Annotated in this window: 29 protein-coding genes and 1 pseudogene; 5 read left to right on the top strand and 25 right to left on the bottom strand. The window is 47.7% G+C overall.

The features are described 5' to 3' along the window. Position 1: 1 nt before the first annotated feature. The 6 genes from NSU14_RS30665 to NSU14_RS30690 all read right to left on the bottom strand — a co-directional run bounded on the left by NSU14_RS30665 (position 2) and on the right by NSU14_RS30690 (position 2,741). The gene (locus NSU14_RS30665; protein WP_340948328.1) at positions 2–406 is read right to left on the bottom strand and encodes a hypothetical protein; all 405 of its coding nucleotides are present in this window, start codon (positions 404–406) and stop codon (positions 2–4) included. Further along, complete coding sequence (locus NSU14_RS30670) at positions 399–671, bottom strand: hypothetical protein (protein ID WP_340948329.1); 273 nt, start codon at positions 669–671, stop codon at positions 399–401. Before NSU14_RS30670 ends, NSU14_RS30665 begins: the two co-directional genes overlap by 8 nt. After that, positions 668–925 (bottom strand): hypothetical protein, encoded by a 258-nt coding sequence (locus tag NSU14_RS30675; RefSeq protein ID WP_340948332.1) that lies wholly within the window; start codon positions 923–925, stop codon positions 668–670. The genes NSU14_RS30670 and NSU14_RS30675 overlap by 4 nt, the downstream gene beginning before the upstream one ends. A gap of 15 nt (positions 926–940) precedes the next feature. Further along, on the bottom strand, positions 941–1,600 hold the full coding sequence (locus tag NSU14_RS30680; RefSeq protein WP_340949021.1) for a DnaA ATPase domain-containing protein: 660 nt from the start codon (positions 1,598–1,600) through the stop codon (positions 941–943). 112 nt (positions 1,601–1,712) lie between these two features. Continuing rightward, positions 1,713–2,594 carry a DUF4373 domain-containing protein gene (locus tag NSU14_RS30685; RefSeq protein WP_340948333.1) on the bottom strand — a complete coding sequence of 294 codons (882 nt, stop codon included), beginning with the start codon at positions 2,592–2,594 and terminating at the stop codon, positions 1,713–1,715. Between the two features lie 3 nt (positions 2,595–2,597). Beyond that, positions 2,598–2,741: a hypothetical protein gene (locus NSU14_RS30690; protein ID WP_340948334.1), complete on the bottom strand. Its 144-nt coding sequence runs from the start codon at positions 2,739–2,741 to the stop codon at positions 2,598–2,600. A 173-nt stretch (positions 2,742–2,914) separates the two neighbouring features. On the opposite strand from NSU14_RS30690, the gene NSU14_RS30695 reads away from it, so the two are divergent. Beyond that, positions 2,915–3,094 carry a helix-turn-helix domain-containing protein gene (locus NSU14_RS30695; protein WP_340948335.1) on the top strand — a complete coding sequence of 60 codons (180 nt, stop codon included), beginning with the start codon at positions 2,915–2,917 and terminating at the stop codon, positions 3,092–3,094. Here NSU14_RS30695 and NSU14_RS30700 read toward each other — a convergent pair. The 14 genes from NSU14_RS30700 to NSU14_RS30765 form a co-directional block, all read right to left on the bottom strand. Then, positions 3,091–3,285: a hypothetical protein gene (locus NSU14_RS30700; RefSeq protein ID WP_340948337.1), complete on the bottom strand. Its 195-nt coding sequence runs from the start codon at positions 3,283–3,285 to the stop codon at positions 3,091–3,093. The two genes, NSU14_RS30695 and NSU14_RS30700, sit on opposite strands and share 4 nt — an antisense overlap. Continuing rightward, positions 3,282–3,503 carry a zinc-finger domain-containing protein gene (locus tag NSU14_RS30705; RefSeq protein ID WP_340948338.1) on the bottom strand — a complete coding sequence of 74 codons (222 nt, stop codon included), beginning with the start codon at positions 3,501–3,503 and terminating at the stop codon, positions 3,282–3,284. Before NSU14_RS30705 ends, NSU14_RS30700 begins: the two co-directional genes overlap by 4 nt. Then, positions 3,500–3,640, bottom strand: a complete 141-nt coding sequence (locus NSU14_RS30710) for a hypothetical protein (RefSeq protein WP_340948341.1) — start codon at positions 3,638–3,640, stop codon at positions 3,500–3,502. Before NSU14_RS30710 ends, NSU14_RS30705 begins: the two co-directional genes overlap by 4 nt. Then, positions 3,637–4,032, bottom strand: coding sequence for a YopX family protein (locus NSU14_RS30715; protein ID WP_340948343.1), 396 nt, complete (start codon positions 4,030–4,032; stop codon positions 3,637–3,639). Before NSU14_RS30715 ends, NSU14_RS30710 begins: the two co-directional genes overlap by 4 nt. Further along, complete coding sequence (locus NSU14_RS30720) at positions 4,016–4,252, bottom strand: hypothetical protein (protein WP_340948345.1); 237 nt, start codon at positions 4,250–4,252, stop codon at positions 4,016–4,018. Before NSU14_RS30720 ends, NSU14_RS30715 begins: the two co-directional genes overlap by 17 nt. Further along, complete coding sequence (locus tag NSU14_RS30725) at positions 4,252–4,524, bottom strand: hypothetical protein (protein ID WP_340948346.1); 273 nt, start codon at positions 4,522–4,524, stop codon at positions 4,252–4,254. The genes NSU14_RS30720 and NSU14_RS30725 overlap by 1 nt, the downstream gene beginning before the upstream one ends. 153 nt (positions 4,525–4,677) lie before the next feature. Continuing rightward, positions 4,678–5,337 (bottom strand): ERF family protein, encoded by a 660-nt coding sequence (locus NSU14_RS30730; RefSeq protein WP_340948347.1) that lies wholly within the window; start codon positions 5,335–5,337, stop codon positions 4,678–4,680. Further along, positions 5,321–5,554 (bottom strand): hypothetical protein, encoded by a 234-nt coding sequence (locus NSU14_RS30735; protein WP_340948348.1) that lies wholly within the window; start codon positions 5,552–5,554, stop codon positions 5,321–5,323. The genes NSU14_RS30730 and NSU14_RS30735 overlap by 17 nt, the downstream gene beginning before the upstream one ends. After that, positions 5,551–5,682: a hypothetical protein gene (locus NSU14_RS30740; RefSeq protein WP_340948349.1), complete on the bottom strand. Its 132-nt coding sequence runs from the start codon at positions 5,680–5,682 to the stop codon at positions 5,551–5,553. Before NSU14_RS30740 ends, NSU14_RS30735 begins: the two co-directional genes overlap by 4 nt. Positions 5,683–5,925: 243 nt before the next feature. Continuing rightward, positions 5,926–6,126, bottom strand: a complete 201-nt coding sequence (locus tag NSU14_RS30745; RefSeq protein ID WP_340948351.1) for a hypothetical protein — start codon at positions 6,124–6,126, stop codon at positions 5,926–5,928. Between the two features lie 194 nt (positions 6,127–6,320). Beyond that, positions 6,321–6,587: a DUF7667 family protein gene (locus tag NSU14_RS30750; protein ID WP_340948352.1), complete on the bottom strand. Its 267-nt coding sequence runs from the start codon at positions 6,585–6,587 to the stop codon at positions 6,321–6,323. Continuing rightward, positions 6,580–6,711 (bottom strand): hypothetical protein, encoded by a 132-nt coding sequence (locus NSU14_RS30755; RefSeq protein ID WP_340948354.1) that lies wholly within the window; start codon positions 6,709–6,711, stop codon positions 6,580–6,582. The genes NSU14_RS30750 and NSU14_RS30755 overlap by 8 nt, the downstream gene beginning before the upstream one ends. Positions 6,712–6,792: 81 nt before the next feature. Then, positions 6,793–7,551 (bottom strand): phage antirepressor, encoded by a 759-nt coding sequence (locus NSU14_RS30760; RefSeq protein ID WP_340948356.1) that lies wholly within the window; start codon positions 7,549–7,551, stop codon positions 6,793–6,795. A gap of 11 nt (positions 7,552–7,562) precedes the next feature. Further along, positions 7,563–7,796: a helix-turn-helix domain-containing protein gene (locus NSU14_RS30765; protein ID WP_340948357.1), complete on the bottom strand. Its 234-nt coding sequence runs from the start codon at positions 7,794–7,796 to the stop codon at positions 7,563–7,565. Between the two features lie 154 nt (positions 7,797–7,950). Between NSU14_RS30765 and NSU14_RS30770 the strand changes: the two genes are divergently transcribed. Further along, a complete protein-coding gene (locus tag NSU14_RS30770) occupies positions 7,951–8,322 on the top strand; it encodes a helix-turn-helix domain-containing protein (protein WP_340948358.1) in 372 nt (123 codons plus the stop codon). 185 nt (positions 8,323–8,507) lie between these two features. After that, positions 8,508–8,720, top strand: a complete 213-nt coding sequence (locus NSU14_RS30775; protein WP_340948359.1) for a helix-turn-helix domain-containing protein — start codon at positions 8,508–8,510, stop codon at positions 8,718–8,720. Positions 8,721–8,931: 211 nt separating this feature from the next. On the opposite strand, the gene NSU14_RS30780 is transcribed toward NSU14_RS30775, so the two are convergent. After that, entirely contained in the window at positions 8,932–9,264 is a 333-nt protein-coding gene (locus NSU14_RS30780; RefSeq protein WP_340948360.1) for a LytTR family transcriptional regulator DNA-binding domain-containing protein, read from the bottom strand. A gap of 165 nt (positions 9,265–9,429) precedes the next feature. Here NSU14_RS30780 and NSU14_RS30785 point away from each other — a divergent pair, with 165 nt between their 5' ends. Together NSU14_RS30785 and NSU14_RS30790 are read left to right on the top strand one after the other, a co-directional pair. Beyond that, the gene (locus NSU14_RS30785) at positions 9,430–10,047 is read left to right on the top strand and encodes a stalk domain-containing protein (protein ID WP_340948361.1); all 618 of its coding nucleotides are present in this window, start codon (positions 9,430–9,432) and stop codon (positions 10,045–10,047) included. 86 nt (positions 10,048–10,133) lie between these two features. Next, entirely contained in the window at positions 10,134–11,576 is a 1,443-nt protein-coding gene (locus tag NSU14_RS30790) for a recombinase family protein (RefSeq protein WP_340948363.1), read from the top strand. A gap of 16 nt (positions 11,577–11,592) precedes the next feature. Here NSU14_RS30790 and NSU14_RS30795 read toward each other — a convergent pair. The 4 genes and pseudogenes from NSU14_RS30795 to NSU14_RS30810 form a co-directional block, all read right to left on the bottom strand. Then, a pseudogene (locus NSU14_RS30795) lies at positions 11,593–13,263 on the bottom strand (AAA family ATPase); the annotation flags it as partial. 96 nt (positions 13,264–13,359) lie between these two features. Further along, a complete protein-coding gene (locus tag NSU14_RS30800) occupies positions 13,360–14,367 on the bottom strand; it encodes a DnaJ C-terminal domain-containing protein (RefSeq protein WP_340948364.1) in 1,008 nt (335 codons plus the stop codon). A gap of 162 nt (positions 14,368–14,529) precedes the next feature. Further along, a complete protein-coding gene (locus NSU14_RS30805) occupies positions 14,530–14,775 on the bottom strand; it encodes a hypothetical protein (RefSeq protein ID WP_042231823.1) in 246 nt (81 codons plus the stop codon). Continuing rightward, complete coding sequence (locus NSU14_RS30810) at positions 14,741–15,211, bottom strand: Hsp20/alpha crystallin family protein (RefSeq protein ID WP_042231820.1); 471 nt, start codon at positions 15,209–15,211, stop codon at positions 14,741–14,743. Before NSU14_RS30810 ends, NSU14_RS30805 begins: the two co-directional genes overlap by 35 nt. Positions 15,212–15,534: the final 323 nt, after the last annotated feature.

Raw genomic sequence — 15,534 nt, forward strand, 5'->3', positions numbered from 1 at the left:
ATTATTCGGCCACCGGCTCTGCCTGAGCTGATTCAGTCGATTGATGGCCTACGGCCTGTGTTGCTCCTTTTATGCGTTTTAGTGTGTTACGTGCCAGTTCCCCAAAGTCCTTGACTATTGGTTTAATCGCTTCGTCTTCTCTGCTAAAATAAATCGTCTTATCTCCGTACCACTCCAGCGCCTTTACCGCATCTTCCAAACTATCACTTAGCTGTTGTAGCCATGTGGGGGATTTAGCGATAAGGTTAGCGTTATTCTGATCATTCGCGTACTTGTCTTCCAGATCCCATAACCTGCACACTATATGACCGTTGCTATTTAACACATATGGCCCTTCGTCTTGTTCCCACGGAGCTGCGTCCGCCTTATCTAAAGATTCTTTTATCGTTTTGATTAGGTCATTCATGCTTTAAACCCCTTCCCCAGCATTTCATAATTGGATTGACAATAAGTATTTCTTGCACATCAAGGTCAAATGCCGCTGGGTGTAAATATGAACCTTCATCCACACACACCAACTCTCCACCTTTGCACATGATGCCAATTGGTTTTGAGCCAAGAGTTTTTTCGTCATAATGGACACGGTGTTTGTAATCATTCGGCCAACTCCAGCAGCTAGGATGATCTACCGGCATGTAGTGATAATGAGCGTCAAGGCATTCATGACTCATGGCAGATCCTCGAAATACTTTTTTGACATTGGTTTTGAATAAATAGACTTTGCTCCTTCGAATGTAAGACGAAAGTACGCTTTACCTTCTGTCCATCCTGGATTACGTGTAGCAAATCCGTTATCAACGAGATAAGACCAGTCAGGATCGTTGCCATCGCAGTAAAAATAATTTCGTGTCGGTTTTTTCTTGCGTGTCAGACCTAGTGCATGCTGCATCAAGTGAAAATGTTTATCCGTTAATGCTGTAGCCATTCTCTTCATCCTCTCTTAAGCCGGCTCACTCTTGCTTTGTGGTCTGCGGTCCGGGCCCAGCATTTCGATCTGCTCTGCCTTACCGTTGATCCGGCTTCCGATCTTCCCACCGTTCAGCGGTAAACGCTCTCTGATGCGGCCTAATGCGTAGTTGCTGGTCATGATCGTCACCTTGTTGTTCTTCATGCGCTCGTCAATGATGTTGTAGAGCATACCTTCGGCCCAATCCTTGTACTGTGCGGTGAAGATGTCGTCTATCATCAAGATCGGTACGTTGTAGTAGCGCTGTAGCACATCGATTTCAGATTCTTCGCTATCGCGGCTGTATGTGGCTTTGATCTCTCCGTACAGTTTTGACTCCGTGACGTATATCGCCGGGATCTTCCGGTATGAGAAAGCATTCGCCATACACTGCATGAGATATGTCTTTCCTGTACCGTATGCGTTCAGGATGGCGCCCTTTGCCTTTGAAGCTTCAGCAACCCGGGCATCGTCACCAAAGATGTACAGCCATGTGCCAAGTTCCATATGCTTCTTGATGTCTGTGACGAAGTCCATTGCAATGTTAAACTGCATTTCGTTCATATTGTCCATCGTTGCATTTTTGAAGGTGTGACCCCGTTCCTTTGCGTTGAAAGTCTCGGATGCGTTGTACTTCAGGAACATCCGGTCCATGTGGCAGCTGCAGTTTTCTACCACGGCCACTTGTATTTTGATCGGGTACCCTTCCGGCTGCTCCCATCGGAATGAGTTGATCGTTCCGGTGTAATCACACTTCTCGCACCCCTCATTCGAAATTGCTGGCGCGCCGCTGAACTTCCTCGGTGGTAAGTCCTGATTCTCGTCCAGGGCTTCCGATAAAGGTTTCAGCGCCTCGGCTCGCAGCCTTTCGACTCGCTTCAGAAGGTCCTGCATAACCGGCTTGATACTTTCCACCGTTTCCACCTCCCGGTATTAGCTTTAGTTTCCTTTCATCTTCCTCAACTCTAGTGACCACCCAGTTTAAAATAGCCCGGTAATCGCTGGTGTATTTCTTTCCGGTTGAACCTTTGTAATTGTCCAAGGTTTCAATGATCCGGTTAAGCTTGTCTTGTTCGTGTGCTTCAAGCAGCTTGTCGTATTCTTCCTGAGTCATTGATACGAATTCAGCGAAATTAATTTTAGGTATAATATCTTTCTTTTCTTTTACTTTATCTTTTACTTTCCTTTTACTTTTACTTTGTGTACTTTCTACCCCCATTTCTGCGTCAGAAACTAGGGAAGAAACTGGTGGTGAAACTACAGGAATCGCGTCGCTACGGCTTTTTGATCGCATCTTTTCACGCTTGTCTACAACGACTGATGCACGCTTTTTGATACCATTTGATGTTAAAACATGATCATTTTCGTATCTTTCTCGATCAAAACACCCGTGTTTTATGCTGGTTAAAATCATTTCTGTTAGTTTTTGTGTAGTTACTTCTACTTTTTTGGCGAGTATCTGAATAGTTTCTGCGTCAGAAACATCTAGTTCAAAGTTGCTCTCCTGGTATATAAGCTCAAGCATGATACAGAAGAATGTGTAACCGTCATTTCCGTGAATTATCCGAAGCGCCTCAACCTTTTTGTCGGATGATAAATTCACATCATGGGGGAAGTAATCCATTCCCTCCTTACGCGGTCTAGCCATCGTTTACACCGCCCATTTTTTCAGATACTCATTCACCGCCATATCAAGGAGTTGCTGCATTGGAATCCCATGTTCAACACAGAACAATTTGAGTTGTTTATGTTCGTTCGGATCAAGTCTATATGGGATGTTCTTAGTCTTCTTCATATCATCACTCCTTCATGTTCCTTTGACGTCATTTTAACACTTCCGTATACAAAACACAAGCTTCCGTATACAAATTACTTATAGGTATATACTTTAAGTATCCATGCGTTAATAATAAATATGAATAAGATGAAAAGGTGATTATGATGATTAAAAACAGAATGCACATATTAATGGCTGAAAGAGATATAAAAAGCGTCCGCGACCTTGCAGTAACTACTGAAATCAGCCTGCCAACCTTGTACCGTATCTATAATGGGAAGAACGAGCGCATTGACTACAATACGATCAATACGCTGTGCTTCCATTTAAACTGTAATGTCGGGGATCTGCTGGAATATATCCCGGATTAAGCACTCTTTAACTGCTGCAGATCCACATCAAGCTTTTTTGCTCTAATCCGGCAATACTCAATCATATGTTCGTTGTATTGCCGGCCGCCGTAGTCGCCGTATTTTTCACATTCAGCAAGAGCATTTGCATAAACGATTGCGGCGTTTTCCCAAACCTCGATTTCAGATCTGATACGTTCCTCGCTTGTCATGCGCTCATCCCTTTCTTTTGCTTCCGCCGCGCCCGGACTTCTGCGTCCAGATCATCTGCGATGCGCTGCAGCTTCTTTCCTGTCTTACAGGTATTGTGGCAATAGTGCTGGAACCGGTTGTGCTGGGTAGATAGGTATCCGGCTGTTTTCTTCTTAGTGCAGCTGCTGCACACCTTGAGCAGTTCATCCAGATTCAGCAGCGTCTCTTTGCGGGTCATATCAGCACCGCCAGTGCCGCAGCCAGCAGCAGGATTGCCCCGCATACACGCAGCAACATGTCGTTTAAGGTGGGCAGAGTCTCTTCACGCACGGTGCATATGGTTCCGTGCTGGTCACGGGTTACGAGTTGTTTCATGGGGTGACCTCCAGGAGTGAAGGATTTTCGTAGATGTTGCCGATGACTTCATAACCTGAATGTATTCCTGATTCTGTTTTCACAGATGTTTTCGTCTTTCCGATTATCCTGAACATCCCCGGTTTATAGACAACTTTACCAACTAGATCAGTTCCAATGTTCTCCCAGTGAATAGGTATTTCGATATGTTTACCTTTGACGATGTCACCTTCATAAATCTCCCGGCCGTTCTTGTCATGAAGGCCCGTGTACTGCATAACCTCGAAACCGTCCTCTTCGATCATGTCAAGAAATTGATAGACGCCCGTTTTATCGCGTTCGTCTACTTCTTCCCAAGACATCATTTGGCGTTCAGCTTCATCCCATATTCTGAATTTAATATCTCTGTTCATTCTCTTTCGCCTCTTTCAGTAGATTTTTAACAAGCTCAGCCTGCGGATCGTCTAGGGTAAACAGAATACGGTACTCAGCGCCTCTGAGAGAGCGTTTCAAGGTTCGTTCGATAGATTCTATAGACCGGAGGAAGCGTGCGTTTTCGTGCCGTTTATCTTCGTCTGCGGCGATGTTGTGAATTTGAGCTTTCAAGTCTAAGAATTGATCCCACAGCTTCATCAGGCTTCCTCCTTGTAACTCCAGTAGTTTTTACCGTTACCCTCGCTGTAGTAGAGCCGCAGCATTGCGCCGTATTGCTTCTTCCACTGCCGGCCGGAGAAGTCGTTGTCCGCCCAATCGTGACAGGTGCCTTTAAATCCATGGGTGCCGCACAGGTTCATGATGTTGGCCGGATCGTAACCCGGCCCCATGTGTGATGCTTCGACAATATGCCCCTTACTGAGGTTCTTCGATGTTCCACAGCGCTCACAGACCGCTACGTCCGTGCCCATAAGCTCCATAGAGCGCCGATTGACCTCACCCCTAACCTCACCAGTAACTTTCGTAATCGCGCCTCTCAGGCGGTTGTGGCGCTTGTGGTGGTCAAGTATGCCCTCACGCCATGGGGCTACCTTCTTCTTTGGCTTCTTCTTCACACGAACACCTCACATCGCGTTTAGTTTGTTGATGAACACGCTGGCTTCGGACTTCGTCAACTCCTTGATGCTCTCCCGGCCAGGAATGGCCGCGATCATGGCTCTGAAATCATCTTCAGAGATCCCTTTATCGTTTTTGATCTTGTGGCAATAGCTAATCTGAGCCGCACTGATAAGCGCTGCTGGCCCCGATGAACTGGACTGTGTATTTGTGCTGCTCGCCTGTCTTGGGGCGCTTGGCGTGGCTGCTGGAGGCTGTGCTGGAGTGCTGGAGTGCGTTGCCTTCTCGCCGTCATCGTCCTCCCCGGTGTTAAGCGACAGCATGGCGGATAAACTGTAGCGCCGGGCGTAGGTCGTGCAGCTGCCGATACCTTGCGGATCGTTCTTCACGGGCTTCATTGTCAATGGTTCAGACTCGATAAACTCCCCGGATTCGTGGACAAGCATGGTCCGAAGGGTATAATGCTCACCGTCACCGCCCGGGAACTGCATGATTACCAGTCCGTGCTTAGCCAACAACGGCCGGACCTCGTCAATAATGGTGTCCAGGGTTGCATAATCGTTTTTGAAATGCGGGTTCTTCGCGTCCTTTTCGATGATCTTTACCTCAAGGTTGAACGCAACCAGCGCTTTCGCTAGATTTACAATGGAATCACTCTTGTTGCACATTCGTTTCGACCTCCAATTCATATGTGATCCGCACCGGCTGTGCGTGGTAGTCCTCCGGGTTGGCCGGCGCATAGTGTCCGGTCAGGAACACCGCTGCTTCGTCCTCCGTGAGCCGTGTCGCAGACATGAAATCATCCTTGCGCTCACCTTTTACATTGATAAACCAGCCGTTTTTGTGCTGTATGACATACCGGATACGTTCGTCCCGGGTCTTCATCTGTATGGGTCCTCATAGTGTTCAACTTCTCCAGACAACATAGCTACTTGCTCAAGCAAATCAGCGTTCTCACTTTCGAGTTGTCGGATATAATCAGAGAGTTGTGCCAAATCTTCGAATTCACGCATGTTCCATTCCTCCTAAAGTTTTGGTATAATCAAATTATCAATTTTATAAAGCAACTGACATGGGTGGCCCTCCAACGGCTGCCCATTCTCTTTTTAGCACCCTTGCGTAGTTCTTAAAGCACGTGCGAACCCATCGTTTATCATTCGGCCTCTGCTTCGCTAGTTCCAGGTACAGGCTCCGATCCTGTGGTATCATCCTCCTTTGTCTCCTTCCCGTAATGCTCCAATATGTCACTTACCGTCTTAAGCAGATTCTTTCAGCTCTCTTTCGATGTAGGCTTTACCTTGTTCCATTTGCTTCTGAAACTCGTCATACGGCATGATAAAGGTTGGTTTGTATCCCCGGTAGTGAAGCGCGTTGATCAATCCTTCATAATCTGGAGCCGACCAGCAGAAGTGCCGGCCGCACTCCGTATCTACGATGAACTCCGTCTCAGCTTGCATCGTCAAACCCTCCCTCAATGCGCCGTACCATCACTGGGATCTGGCAATCTACCGCATCAAGCATGCAGGATTGGCAGTGTGGTTCATGGTGATCGTATACCTCGTACTCTGCCGGACGGCCACAGCCGCATTTAGGCTCATTTGGAATTTTGAAGGTGTACACTGATGTGAATTTCCGAATCTCCGATTGCTTCTTAGCCACTGTAAATTCCCCCTCGAATGAATTTCTTGCTAACTGCCTCGATCCGTGCGCAGATGTCATGCTGCCACTCTACATCACCCGTCTTAAACGCTTGCTTCGATGCAATCTTGATCTTTGCTAGCTCGTGCATTACGTCTGCGTTGATCTGCATGCAATCTTCCAACTCAACTTGCTCATCCGGATTAAGCGGGCGCTTATCAGCAATGATGTGCAGCTCAGCCAGCCGCTGGTGCACCGGTAGTACCACGAGTTCAACCAACTTTCTTCTCCCCTTTCTGCTTCGCTTGCTCAACCTCTGCCAACATTCTCAGCAGCAACTCCGGCGATAAGTTGTTCACAGGTATCTTTACGGGGTGTCCAGGCTCTACATTGATCGCTTTCATATCGCACCTCCTTGGTAGTTTTATCCTTTTAAGTCGATTGGTGTCGGTATATAATTGATACTAGATTGATAGATTAGTAACCTATGCTGCCTTTAAAAACTTGTTAATGAAGTAGATTTGACCTTTTCCGGTTACTTTGGAGGTGTATGTTAACTTAATCGTTCCGTCTGAACTGCCACGGTGTCCCGTTTTTACTTCGAACAACCCGAGTTCCATAGAACGTTGCGTAGGTCGGTTATACTCAGAACCGGATTTGATCAGATAACCTTCTTCGCGCATCCATTTGTACAACCGGTGTTCGCCGATCTCTACGCCTTTCTGTCTCAGCAGCTTTGCAAGGTCGGCCACCAGGATAGAGTCTTTAGAGATTTCCACCGATTCTGCAAAATGAACTTTTGGCTTGTCAGCTTCAATCTTCTGCTGCAGCAGCCTGTTCTTCTCTTGCTCCGTTTTCATCTGGTTCGCCATCTTGATGATGAAGTCAGGGTCAGTGAGTACCTTCTCGATTGTGCTTGGTGTCATGTATGCACCATGCTGCCGGATGCTTGGGATGACTTCGTGTGTGATCCAGCGCTTGAACTGTTTCGCTTCAGGTTTTCGGCTGCCGAGGATTAGGGAGTACAGGCCGGATTCATTAACGATGGTTACATTTTGTTTTCCACCAAGGGTGTCAGTTGAACTTACTCCCTTTTCGTCTTCATCCAGACGATCGATTGCCATGCGACTATTTGTAAGTTCAAGAACATCACATACATCTTTAGCAACAAACCATGGTTCGCCGTTAATCACCGTGCTGCGGACTTCTTGATTGCTGTAAATGAATTTTTGTATTTGATTCATACATATTCCTCCTAGGCTGTTTTTTTTGAATTAAGCGTTTCGCTTAGTTTTTGATCAAAAAAAATCTTTACATCTACGTTAAGTGCAGCAGCGATTAGCAACAGATCGTTTAGATATACTCTTCTGCGCCCTTTAACAATGTCGCCATACCAAGCACCTGTCTTATTGCATGAAGATCCGATATGCGCTTTTGTAACACCGCGACTTTTTCTAATAATTTCAATGTTTTTAATTACATAGTTCATTTTATCACCTCCGGTTGACTAAGCGTTACGCTTAACTTGTGAGTTAAATATAATATACGCGTAACGCTTAGTCAATAGTTTTTTATGCTTATCGCTTAATTTGTTATGCGTAACGCTCAGTATTGGTATATTAATAGTTGAAGGGAGGATCACGATGAGTGATTTAGGAGCAAGGTTGAAGCAAGCGAGAGAAAACAAACGACTAACACAACAAGAGGTTGCAGATAAATTCGGTGTATCAAATGGAACAATTTCAGGATATGAGAGGAATTACAGAGATCCTGACTCTGATACATTGGCACAACTAGCTGACCTATATGATGTTTCTTTGGATTGGTTAAAAGGAAGGGACAAAAAAGAGAGCGAATATACGCTCCCCGAAGATGTTATGGTTAGGATCATTAAAGAGGCAGAAGCAGAATTCAAGGTTAGTTTGCAGGATGATCCTGTTGTGGAGTCGGCTGTAAGAGAATTGGTTCAGCATCTTGCAAAGATGAAAATGTCCGTGAATAAAAGAAATCAATGAGATAGTCTTCATCAATATGCATCCCTTTTATCTCTATTATTTTACCAGCCAACCTTTTAGACAGATCATCCATTTCAACAACCCCTTAGAGTTTTTACAGCGATGCTCTGTTAATATTACCACATCACTGGGTTAAACAAAACGTATGTTCTTATTTTAAATAAAAAAATATAGGTGACATCGACATGGGTTATGTACCTGGTCGTTGCCTACTCAAACAAAGATTAAAAGAGATCCGTCAAACTCAACAATGGCTTAGCGATATTACAGGTATCGCAAAGTCTCAAATTTCGGAATATGCAAACGATAGCAGGAAAATGTCCCTTCCGACATTGATGACAATATCAAGAGCACTAAAGTGTTCTATGGATGACCTCTATGAAATCGTTGAAGAGTAGGCTTGAGCAGCAATGCTGCTCCGACCCGGTGATCAGTTCAACAAACCGCGAACTTGATTCAATCATAATACATAATTCTGCAACAATCACCTGCCCTTTAGTACTAATTACTTTATGTCGTTAATATATCATCATATTTATGAAAACGCTGTCGAACTAGGTCGAACGATTGTACCCGTCCAACAACAGTGGAGGGGTTGACAATCACATATCAAATATGCTTGCGTATCCGAACTTTCAATCCGCTAACAAATTTAATTACTGATCCATTATTATCAATTGACTTTACTTGTTCGACATTTTTTGTATTGATGATAGTCGATTGATCCATTAGTTCAAATCCTAAATGTTTAAGGGCTTTGCCTAAATCTCCCAAGTTACAAAGACAGATGTAAGATCCGTAAAAAGTATGGAATGCGGGTACTCCGTAAGAGTTTTTTGTGCGGTGCCATACATTAATGTAATCTACGTCTCCAATATCTAACTCAACAAAATCTGTGTCGTCTCCCTTTCGATCGTTCATTCGCACTGTTAGTAATTTCATGATGTGCCCTCCTACCCAAAACGTGGGTAGTTAAATCATACTTTATTGCAGTAAAGTTATCATTGCGCAAAATATGACAAGGGATTTATAGTAAGTGTTGGGAAATAACTACGAACGAACAGTAAATACCGCAGCCGATGCGGATATATTAAGGGGAAATATATTATGAAGAACAAAGTTTTTATCGTTTCCATTTTGTTAAGTTTATTATTTACCGGAATAGTAAACGCGGCTAGTATATGGGGAAGCTACAAGGGAAATGACATCATCAAAATAATGTATAATGGTAAAACTCTTTCGACAAACGATGTACCGGCAGTAAGTCTAAATGGAAGAACAATGATACCTATCAGTATGCTGAGCCAAGTAGGTATCCAATATACGTGGAATCAAACAACAAAAACTGTTACTATAACATCTACAAATGGTTCTACAGCAAGTAATAATCAAACTAGCAATGTACAAAAAACTTATCCTTCTCTTTATTCAAATGATCTTAAGGTATATTTAGGAAAATTGACAACCGACAAATATGACAAAGATTCTATATATAACGAATATGGAACTTATGGAAGTAAATATCAAACTAAAAGTATTTGGAATGAATATGGAACCTACGGAAGCAAATTCTCCTCAGAAAGCGCATTTAATGAACTAGCTTCTACACCGCCTGCTATTGTTTACAATGGAGAAATATTTGGGCATTTAACTACAAATTCGACTATTTCAGATGGAGTAAATATCGCAGGGTTATTAGTTTGGCTAAATGAAAATGGATTTTAATAAAAGCGGCCATACTCAATCCGGGTATGGTCTTTTTGTTCCCCCTCCCCTACAATACAGACATATAAAGACAAGGAGTGAACAGCATGATTGTTAAAGCAGACGGTACACCGATTGGTAAAATTAGAGCAGCCCTATACACCCGCGTTTCTACTGAACGCCAGAGCCAGGAAGGATATTCCCTTGAGGCCCAGCACGATCAGTTAATCGCATACACTAACGATAATAAAATGCAGATATTTAAGATTTACACTGATCCCGGCGTGTCGGCCAAGAATCTGAAGAGACCCGGCGTACAGGAGCTAATCCGTGACCTAAAGGCAGGTATGTTTGATTGCGTGATCGTTCATAAGCTTGACCGGCTGACGCGTAACATATCGGACCTGTACGGCCTTGTAGAGCTTGTTAACGAGAAGAACGTGAAATTAATCAGCTTATCAGAGCAAATCGACACATCTAACCCTATGGGCCGTATGTTTGTGTACCTGCTGGGGATCTTCGCTCAGATGTTCCGGGAAAACTTGGGCGAAGAAGTCACAAAGGGGATGAAGAAACGCGCAGAAAAAGGGTTACATAACATAACAGTAGATTTGTACGGGTACGAAAGACAGGATAACGGGGACTTAATAGTTAAAGAAGAAGAAGCTAAATGGGTGCGCTGGATGTTTGAACGGTACGCTGCTGGTGACGGTTCTCCAAAAATAGCCAAGTCACTCAACCGCCAGGGGATACGCCGAAACAAAGGGTCCAAGTGGGATCATAGCAAGGTCATGCTCTCTCTTGGCAATAAGCACTACTGTGGACAAGTGCATAACAAGTTCAAAAAGGACGATGAGGCCATTGTCAGACAAGGCACTCATGAGCCTATCATAGATCCAGAGTTATTTAATCGAGTTCAGGTAATCATGGAGAGAAAGAGAGAAGGCCTCATCTCTCAAAACTCCTACGATTATGTATTCGGTGGAATTGTTAAATGTGCAAAGTGCGGATATACGTACACCGGATTGACAGACAAAAGAACACCAAGCCATGCAAGACACTATGCATGCGGTGGTAAAGCAAGGGCCGGCATCTGCGATCAAGGCGGAATTTCTGAGAAGAAATTAGCGAATCTCATATTCAAGACAACCTTTGCCAAAGGCGAGGAATACACGCGAAAGCATGTACCTTCGAAACAAAATGACGAAGAAGCTGAGATCAGAAAAGCAATACGGGAAAGTGAAGCGCGGCGGGAACGCTGGCAAATGGCTTACGGTGATGGGAACATGCCGTATGAAGATTTCAGCAAGCGCATGCAGGCAGAGATGTTGATGATTACAGAAATTGAGAAGAAGTTATCCACAATCCCCAAACAGGTTGTTAGTCATTTGTCCTCTGAAGCAGCCGTCAAGATGATCAATGATATGAAAGAGAACTGGGATTTATTTGAACAGCGCACAAAGAAGGATATCATGCAGTCTATATTCCAGAGGATTGTGATTCGAAAGGATGGAGATATTTGGAGGATTGATGAAATAGTATGGGCATAGACTATAGTTATGTGTAGACCGGGACGCCGGTCCAGCGCGAGACGATGTCGGCGATCTCCTCTTCCGTCACGGCCTCACGCAGCAGCCGGGTCTCCTGATCCTGCTGCGCGGCTTCCTCTGCGGCCTTCAGCTGCCGCTCCAGATCAGGAATTATGCCGTAGCTCAGCTCGGCGGACTTGTTCAGATCATAGATCTCCTGTGCATCGACCAGATCCTTGCGTGCCTGCTCTAACCGCTTCTTCAGCTCGCGGATGCCCTGGATCGCCGACTTTTCCTTCTCCCAGCGGACGGTCATGCCCAGATGCTTCTCCTTGAGGTCGGCCAGCTCCCGCTGCAGGATTTCCAGACGGCGCGCGCTGGCATCGTCGGTTTCCTTTTTGAGCGCGGCTTCTTCAATCTCCATCTGCATCAGGCGGCGGGTCACCTCATCCATCTCACCGGGCATGGAATCAATCTCCGTGCGGATCATCGCGCAGGCTTCATCCACCAGGTCAATCGCCTTATCCGGCAGGAACCGGTCCGTAATATAGCGGTTCGACAGGACACCGGCCGCGACGAGGGCGCTGTCATGGATCTTGACTCCGTGATGCACCTCGAAGCGTTCCTTGAGACCGCGCAGAATGGAGATGGTATCCTCGACATCCGGCTCGCTGACCAGCACCTGCTGGAAGCGGCGTTCCAGCGCCGGGTCCTTCTCGATATATTTGCGGTACTCATCCAGCGTCGTCGCCCCGATACAATGCAGCTCACCCCGGGCCAGCATCGGCTTCAGCATGTTGCCCGCGTCCATGGCCCCTTCGGTCTTACCGGCACCGACAATCGTATGCAGCTCATCAATGAACAGGATGATCCGGCCGTCACTTTCGCGGATTTCCTTCAGTACGGCCTGCAGCCGCTCCTCGAATTCCCCGCGGTATTTGGCTCCGGCAATCAGTGCGCTCATATCCAGCGAGAAAATCGTCTTGTCCTTCAGCCCCTCCGGCACATCCCGGCGGACAATCCGGTGGGCCAGCCCTTCCACAATCGCTGTTTTCCCTACACCGGGTTCGCCGATCAGTACGGGGTTGTTTTTGGTTTTGCGGGAGAGGATACGGATGACCCGGCGGATCTCCGCATCCCGTCCGATCACGGGATCAACCTTGCCCGCCCGCACCTCGGCCACCAGATCACGGCCGTATTTCTCCAGCACCTCATAGGTGGCCTCCGGCTCCCGGCTCGTCACCCGCTGGTGTCCGCGGATCTCGGCCAGCACCCCAAGCAGCTTCTCCCGGGTAACGCCCCGGCCCGTGAACAGCCCGCGCAGCTCGCGGTTCCCGCTGCCGGAGTCCGAGACCATCGCCAGCACAGCATGCTCTACGGCCACGAATTCGTCCTGCATCTTGGCCGCTTCCTTCTCGGCCTGCTCCAGCATGGCGATCAGCGCAGGCGAGGCATACAGCCGCATCGTGCCCGCTCCGCTTCCGCTTACGCTGGGCTTCCGCTGAAGCAGCACCTCCGTACCCTGCAGCAGCTCGGCTGCAGGAATATTCATCTTCTGCAGCAGCCGCGGCAGCAGGCCCTCATGCTGCTGAAGCAGTGCCTTCAGCAGATGAAGGTTATCAATCTCCTGATGTCCGCTGGCCGCAGCCAGGGACTGGGCCTCTGCGACGGCTTCCTGCAGCTTCTGTGTAAGCTTGTTGAAATCCATAAGATCATCGCCTTTCCGTAAAATTATGCCGCTGCAGCCCCAGCTGCAGCATTCCATATGTCAGTCAGCCGGATAACCGGCGTTATATATTCATCATTACCCCGTTGTCGCTCTGCGCCGCTGTGCCCCGCCGGGAGGCTGCCGTTTGGCTCCGGCCTGGAAGCTGCCGGAATCGGCCAGCTGGCGGTACAGCTTCTTCTCCGCTTCCGAGGTATCCGCCGGAATAACGATCTCGATCCGGAACAGGATGTCACCATTCGTTCCATTAGGACGCTTAAGCCCCTTGCCGGAGAGGCGCAGCGTTCGGCCGCCTGCCATACCTGCGGGGATCTTCAATTTCACCTGGCTGCCGTCCGGCAGGGCCACCTTGGCTTCTCCGCCAAGCACAGCCTGCCAGGGGGCAATCTCTACCGTGCCGAGTAAATCCCCGCCGCCGTCCGGTTCATAGATGTCATGGGGCAGGAGATGCAGCGAGACCAGCAGGTCGCCTCCCTGTCCCGCCCCGCTTCCGCCGCCGGGAACCCGGATCACCGTCCCTTCGGACGAGCGTGCCGGAACCTGCACACTCAGGTCTTTGCCTGCAGCCTGAACGCTGATATTTCCGCCTTTGTAAGCCTGCTCCAGCGTAATCTCAAGCTGGGCCTGCATCGTGCTGAACTCATCCGCCCAAGGGCTTCCCCCTTGGCGGACACCGCCGCTGCCGGAGAAGAAATCGAAGCCGGCGCGGTCCGCTGCCCCCCGGCTGCCGAAGAACATCCCGAACAGATCCTCTTCGGGAATACTGCTGCCGGAAGCAGCGCCGCTGCTCCAGCCCGCGCTAAAAGGCGATTCCCAGGACGCGGAGGAGGCTGCCCCGCTGCTCCGCGGACCCCTTGCCCCAGCGTAGCCGGCCCCGTAGCGCAGCTCCTCATCATAGATTTTCCGCTTCTCTTCATCACCCAGCACTTCGTACGCTTCGGCTGCTTCCTTGAATCTGGCTTCTGCCTCCGGGGCTTTGTTGACATCGGGATGCCACTTCTTAGCCAGCTTCTGATAAGCTTTTTTGATCTCCTGCTTCGAGGCCTGCCTGCCGACGCCCAGAGTCTCGTAATAATTTGCCGCCACTGGTACCTCCTCCTTTCGTATATTGGGAAGCTTATTCTATAGGTTATAGCATTCCGCCCTGTAACAAGCCTATTCCCGGTGCCGATGATTATTCACCAAGTCCCTTTCTCCGAGAAAAGACGCATCATAGCCGGTATCCCCACTACAATGCGCCCTGTATGATCATGCTATATGAAAAGCCCGGCGAAACCACTCTGCCGCAGGGGACCGGATAGGCCGGCGGCAGAAGCCGCTTAGCCCGGGAACCCCGCTGAACCCGGCTGCTTCAGCCAGACTTGGAAGTCCTGCTTCCTTCGCCTTCCTACATCCTTCCCCGGCGCTCCGGCTCTCCGCTTCCCCCGGAGACCGTTCACCAGTAAGCTGCACCTGCCGCTTACTGAAGCTGCGCGTCTGAAGAATGTCCGCCATCCTGAATTTCAATCCGTTTGCCCTGCGACTTCTGCCGTTTCGGCACTTCCAGGCTCAGCATCCCGTCTTTGAGTGAAGCGCGGATACCTTCCTCCGCAATATCCTGAACGTAGAAGCGGCGCACATACTCACCATACCGCCGTTCCCGGCGCACAGTCTGATGTTCCTTGTTCTCCTCGCTGTTCTCTTCTTTGCGTACTGCCTTGATCGTCAAGTAAGGGCTGGTATAATCGATGTCGATTTCTTCTTTTTTGAAGCCCGGAAGCTCGGCCTCAATCAGATACGCCCCTTCACTCTCGCGGATGTCTGTCCGGAAGGACAGCGTGGAGCTTGTCAGCGGTGCAAAGAAATCATCATTAAACACTTCGTTAAGCGACTTAGCCAGCACACCAAAAGCATCATCTCTGCGTTTACCAAAAGGAACCAAATCAAACATTATCCATTCTCCTCTCATTTGACTTTGAATTTGTTGTTGGTTTGACTTTGACTTTATTTGACCTATGGCTTTATTATAGTCGCCGGCTACACGGATGACAAAACTCATATAAGCCGAAAATCCCGTAAATCCCGGCGTTTCGGCTCGTTTTTTAGTATAAATTTTAACATTATTAATTATTTGACCTTATTTGACCTTGATACTTTATTTCACATGATTACTATCCACGCCCTCACCGCCACAGTAAAAATAAAGAACTAGCGCCTAAAATATAACAAGTAAATTAAAGGAACTAGTGGGAATTGTCGATATAAACGTCATAG

This window comes from Paenibacillus sp. FSL R10-2771 (genome assembly GCF_038000205.1).
Lineage (GTDB): Bacteria > Bacillota > Bacilli > Paenibacillales > Paenibacillaceae > Paenibacillus_AQ > Paenibacillus_AQ phytohabitans.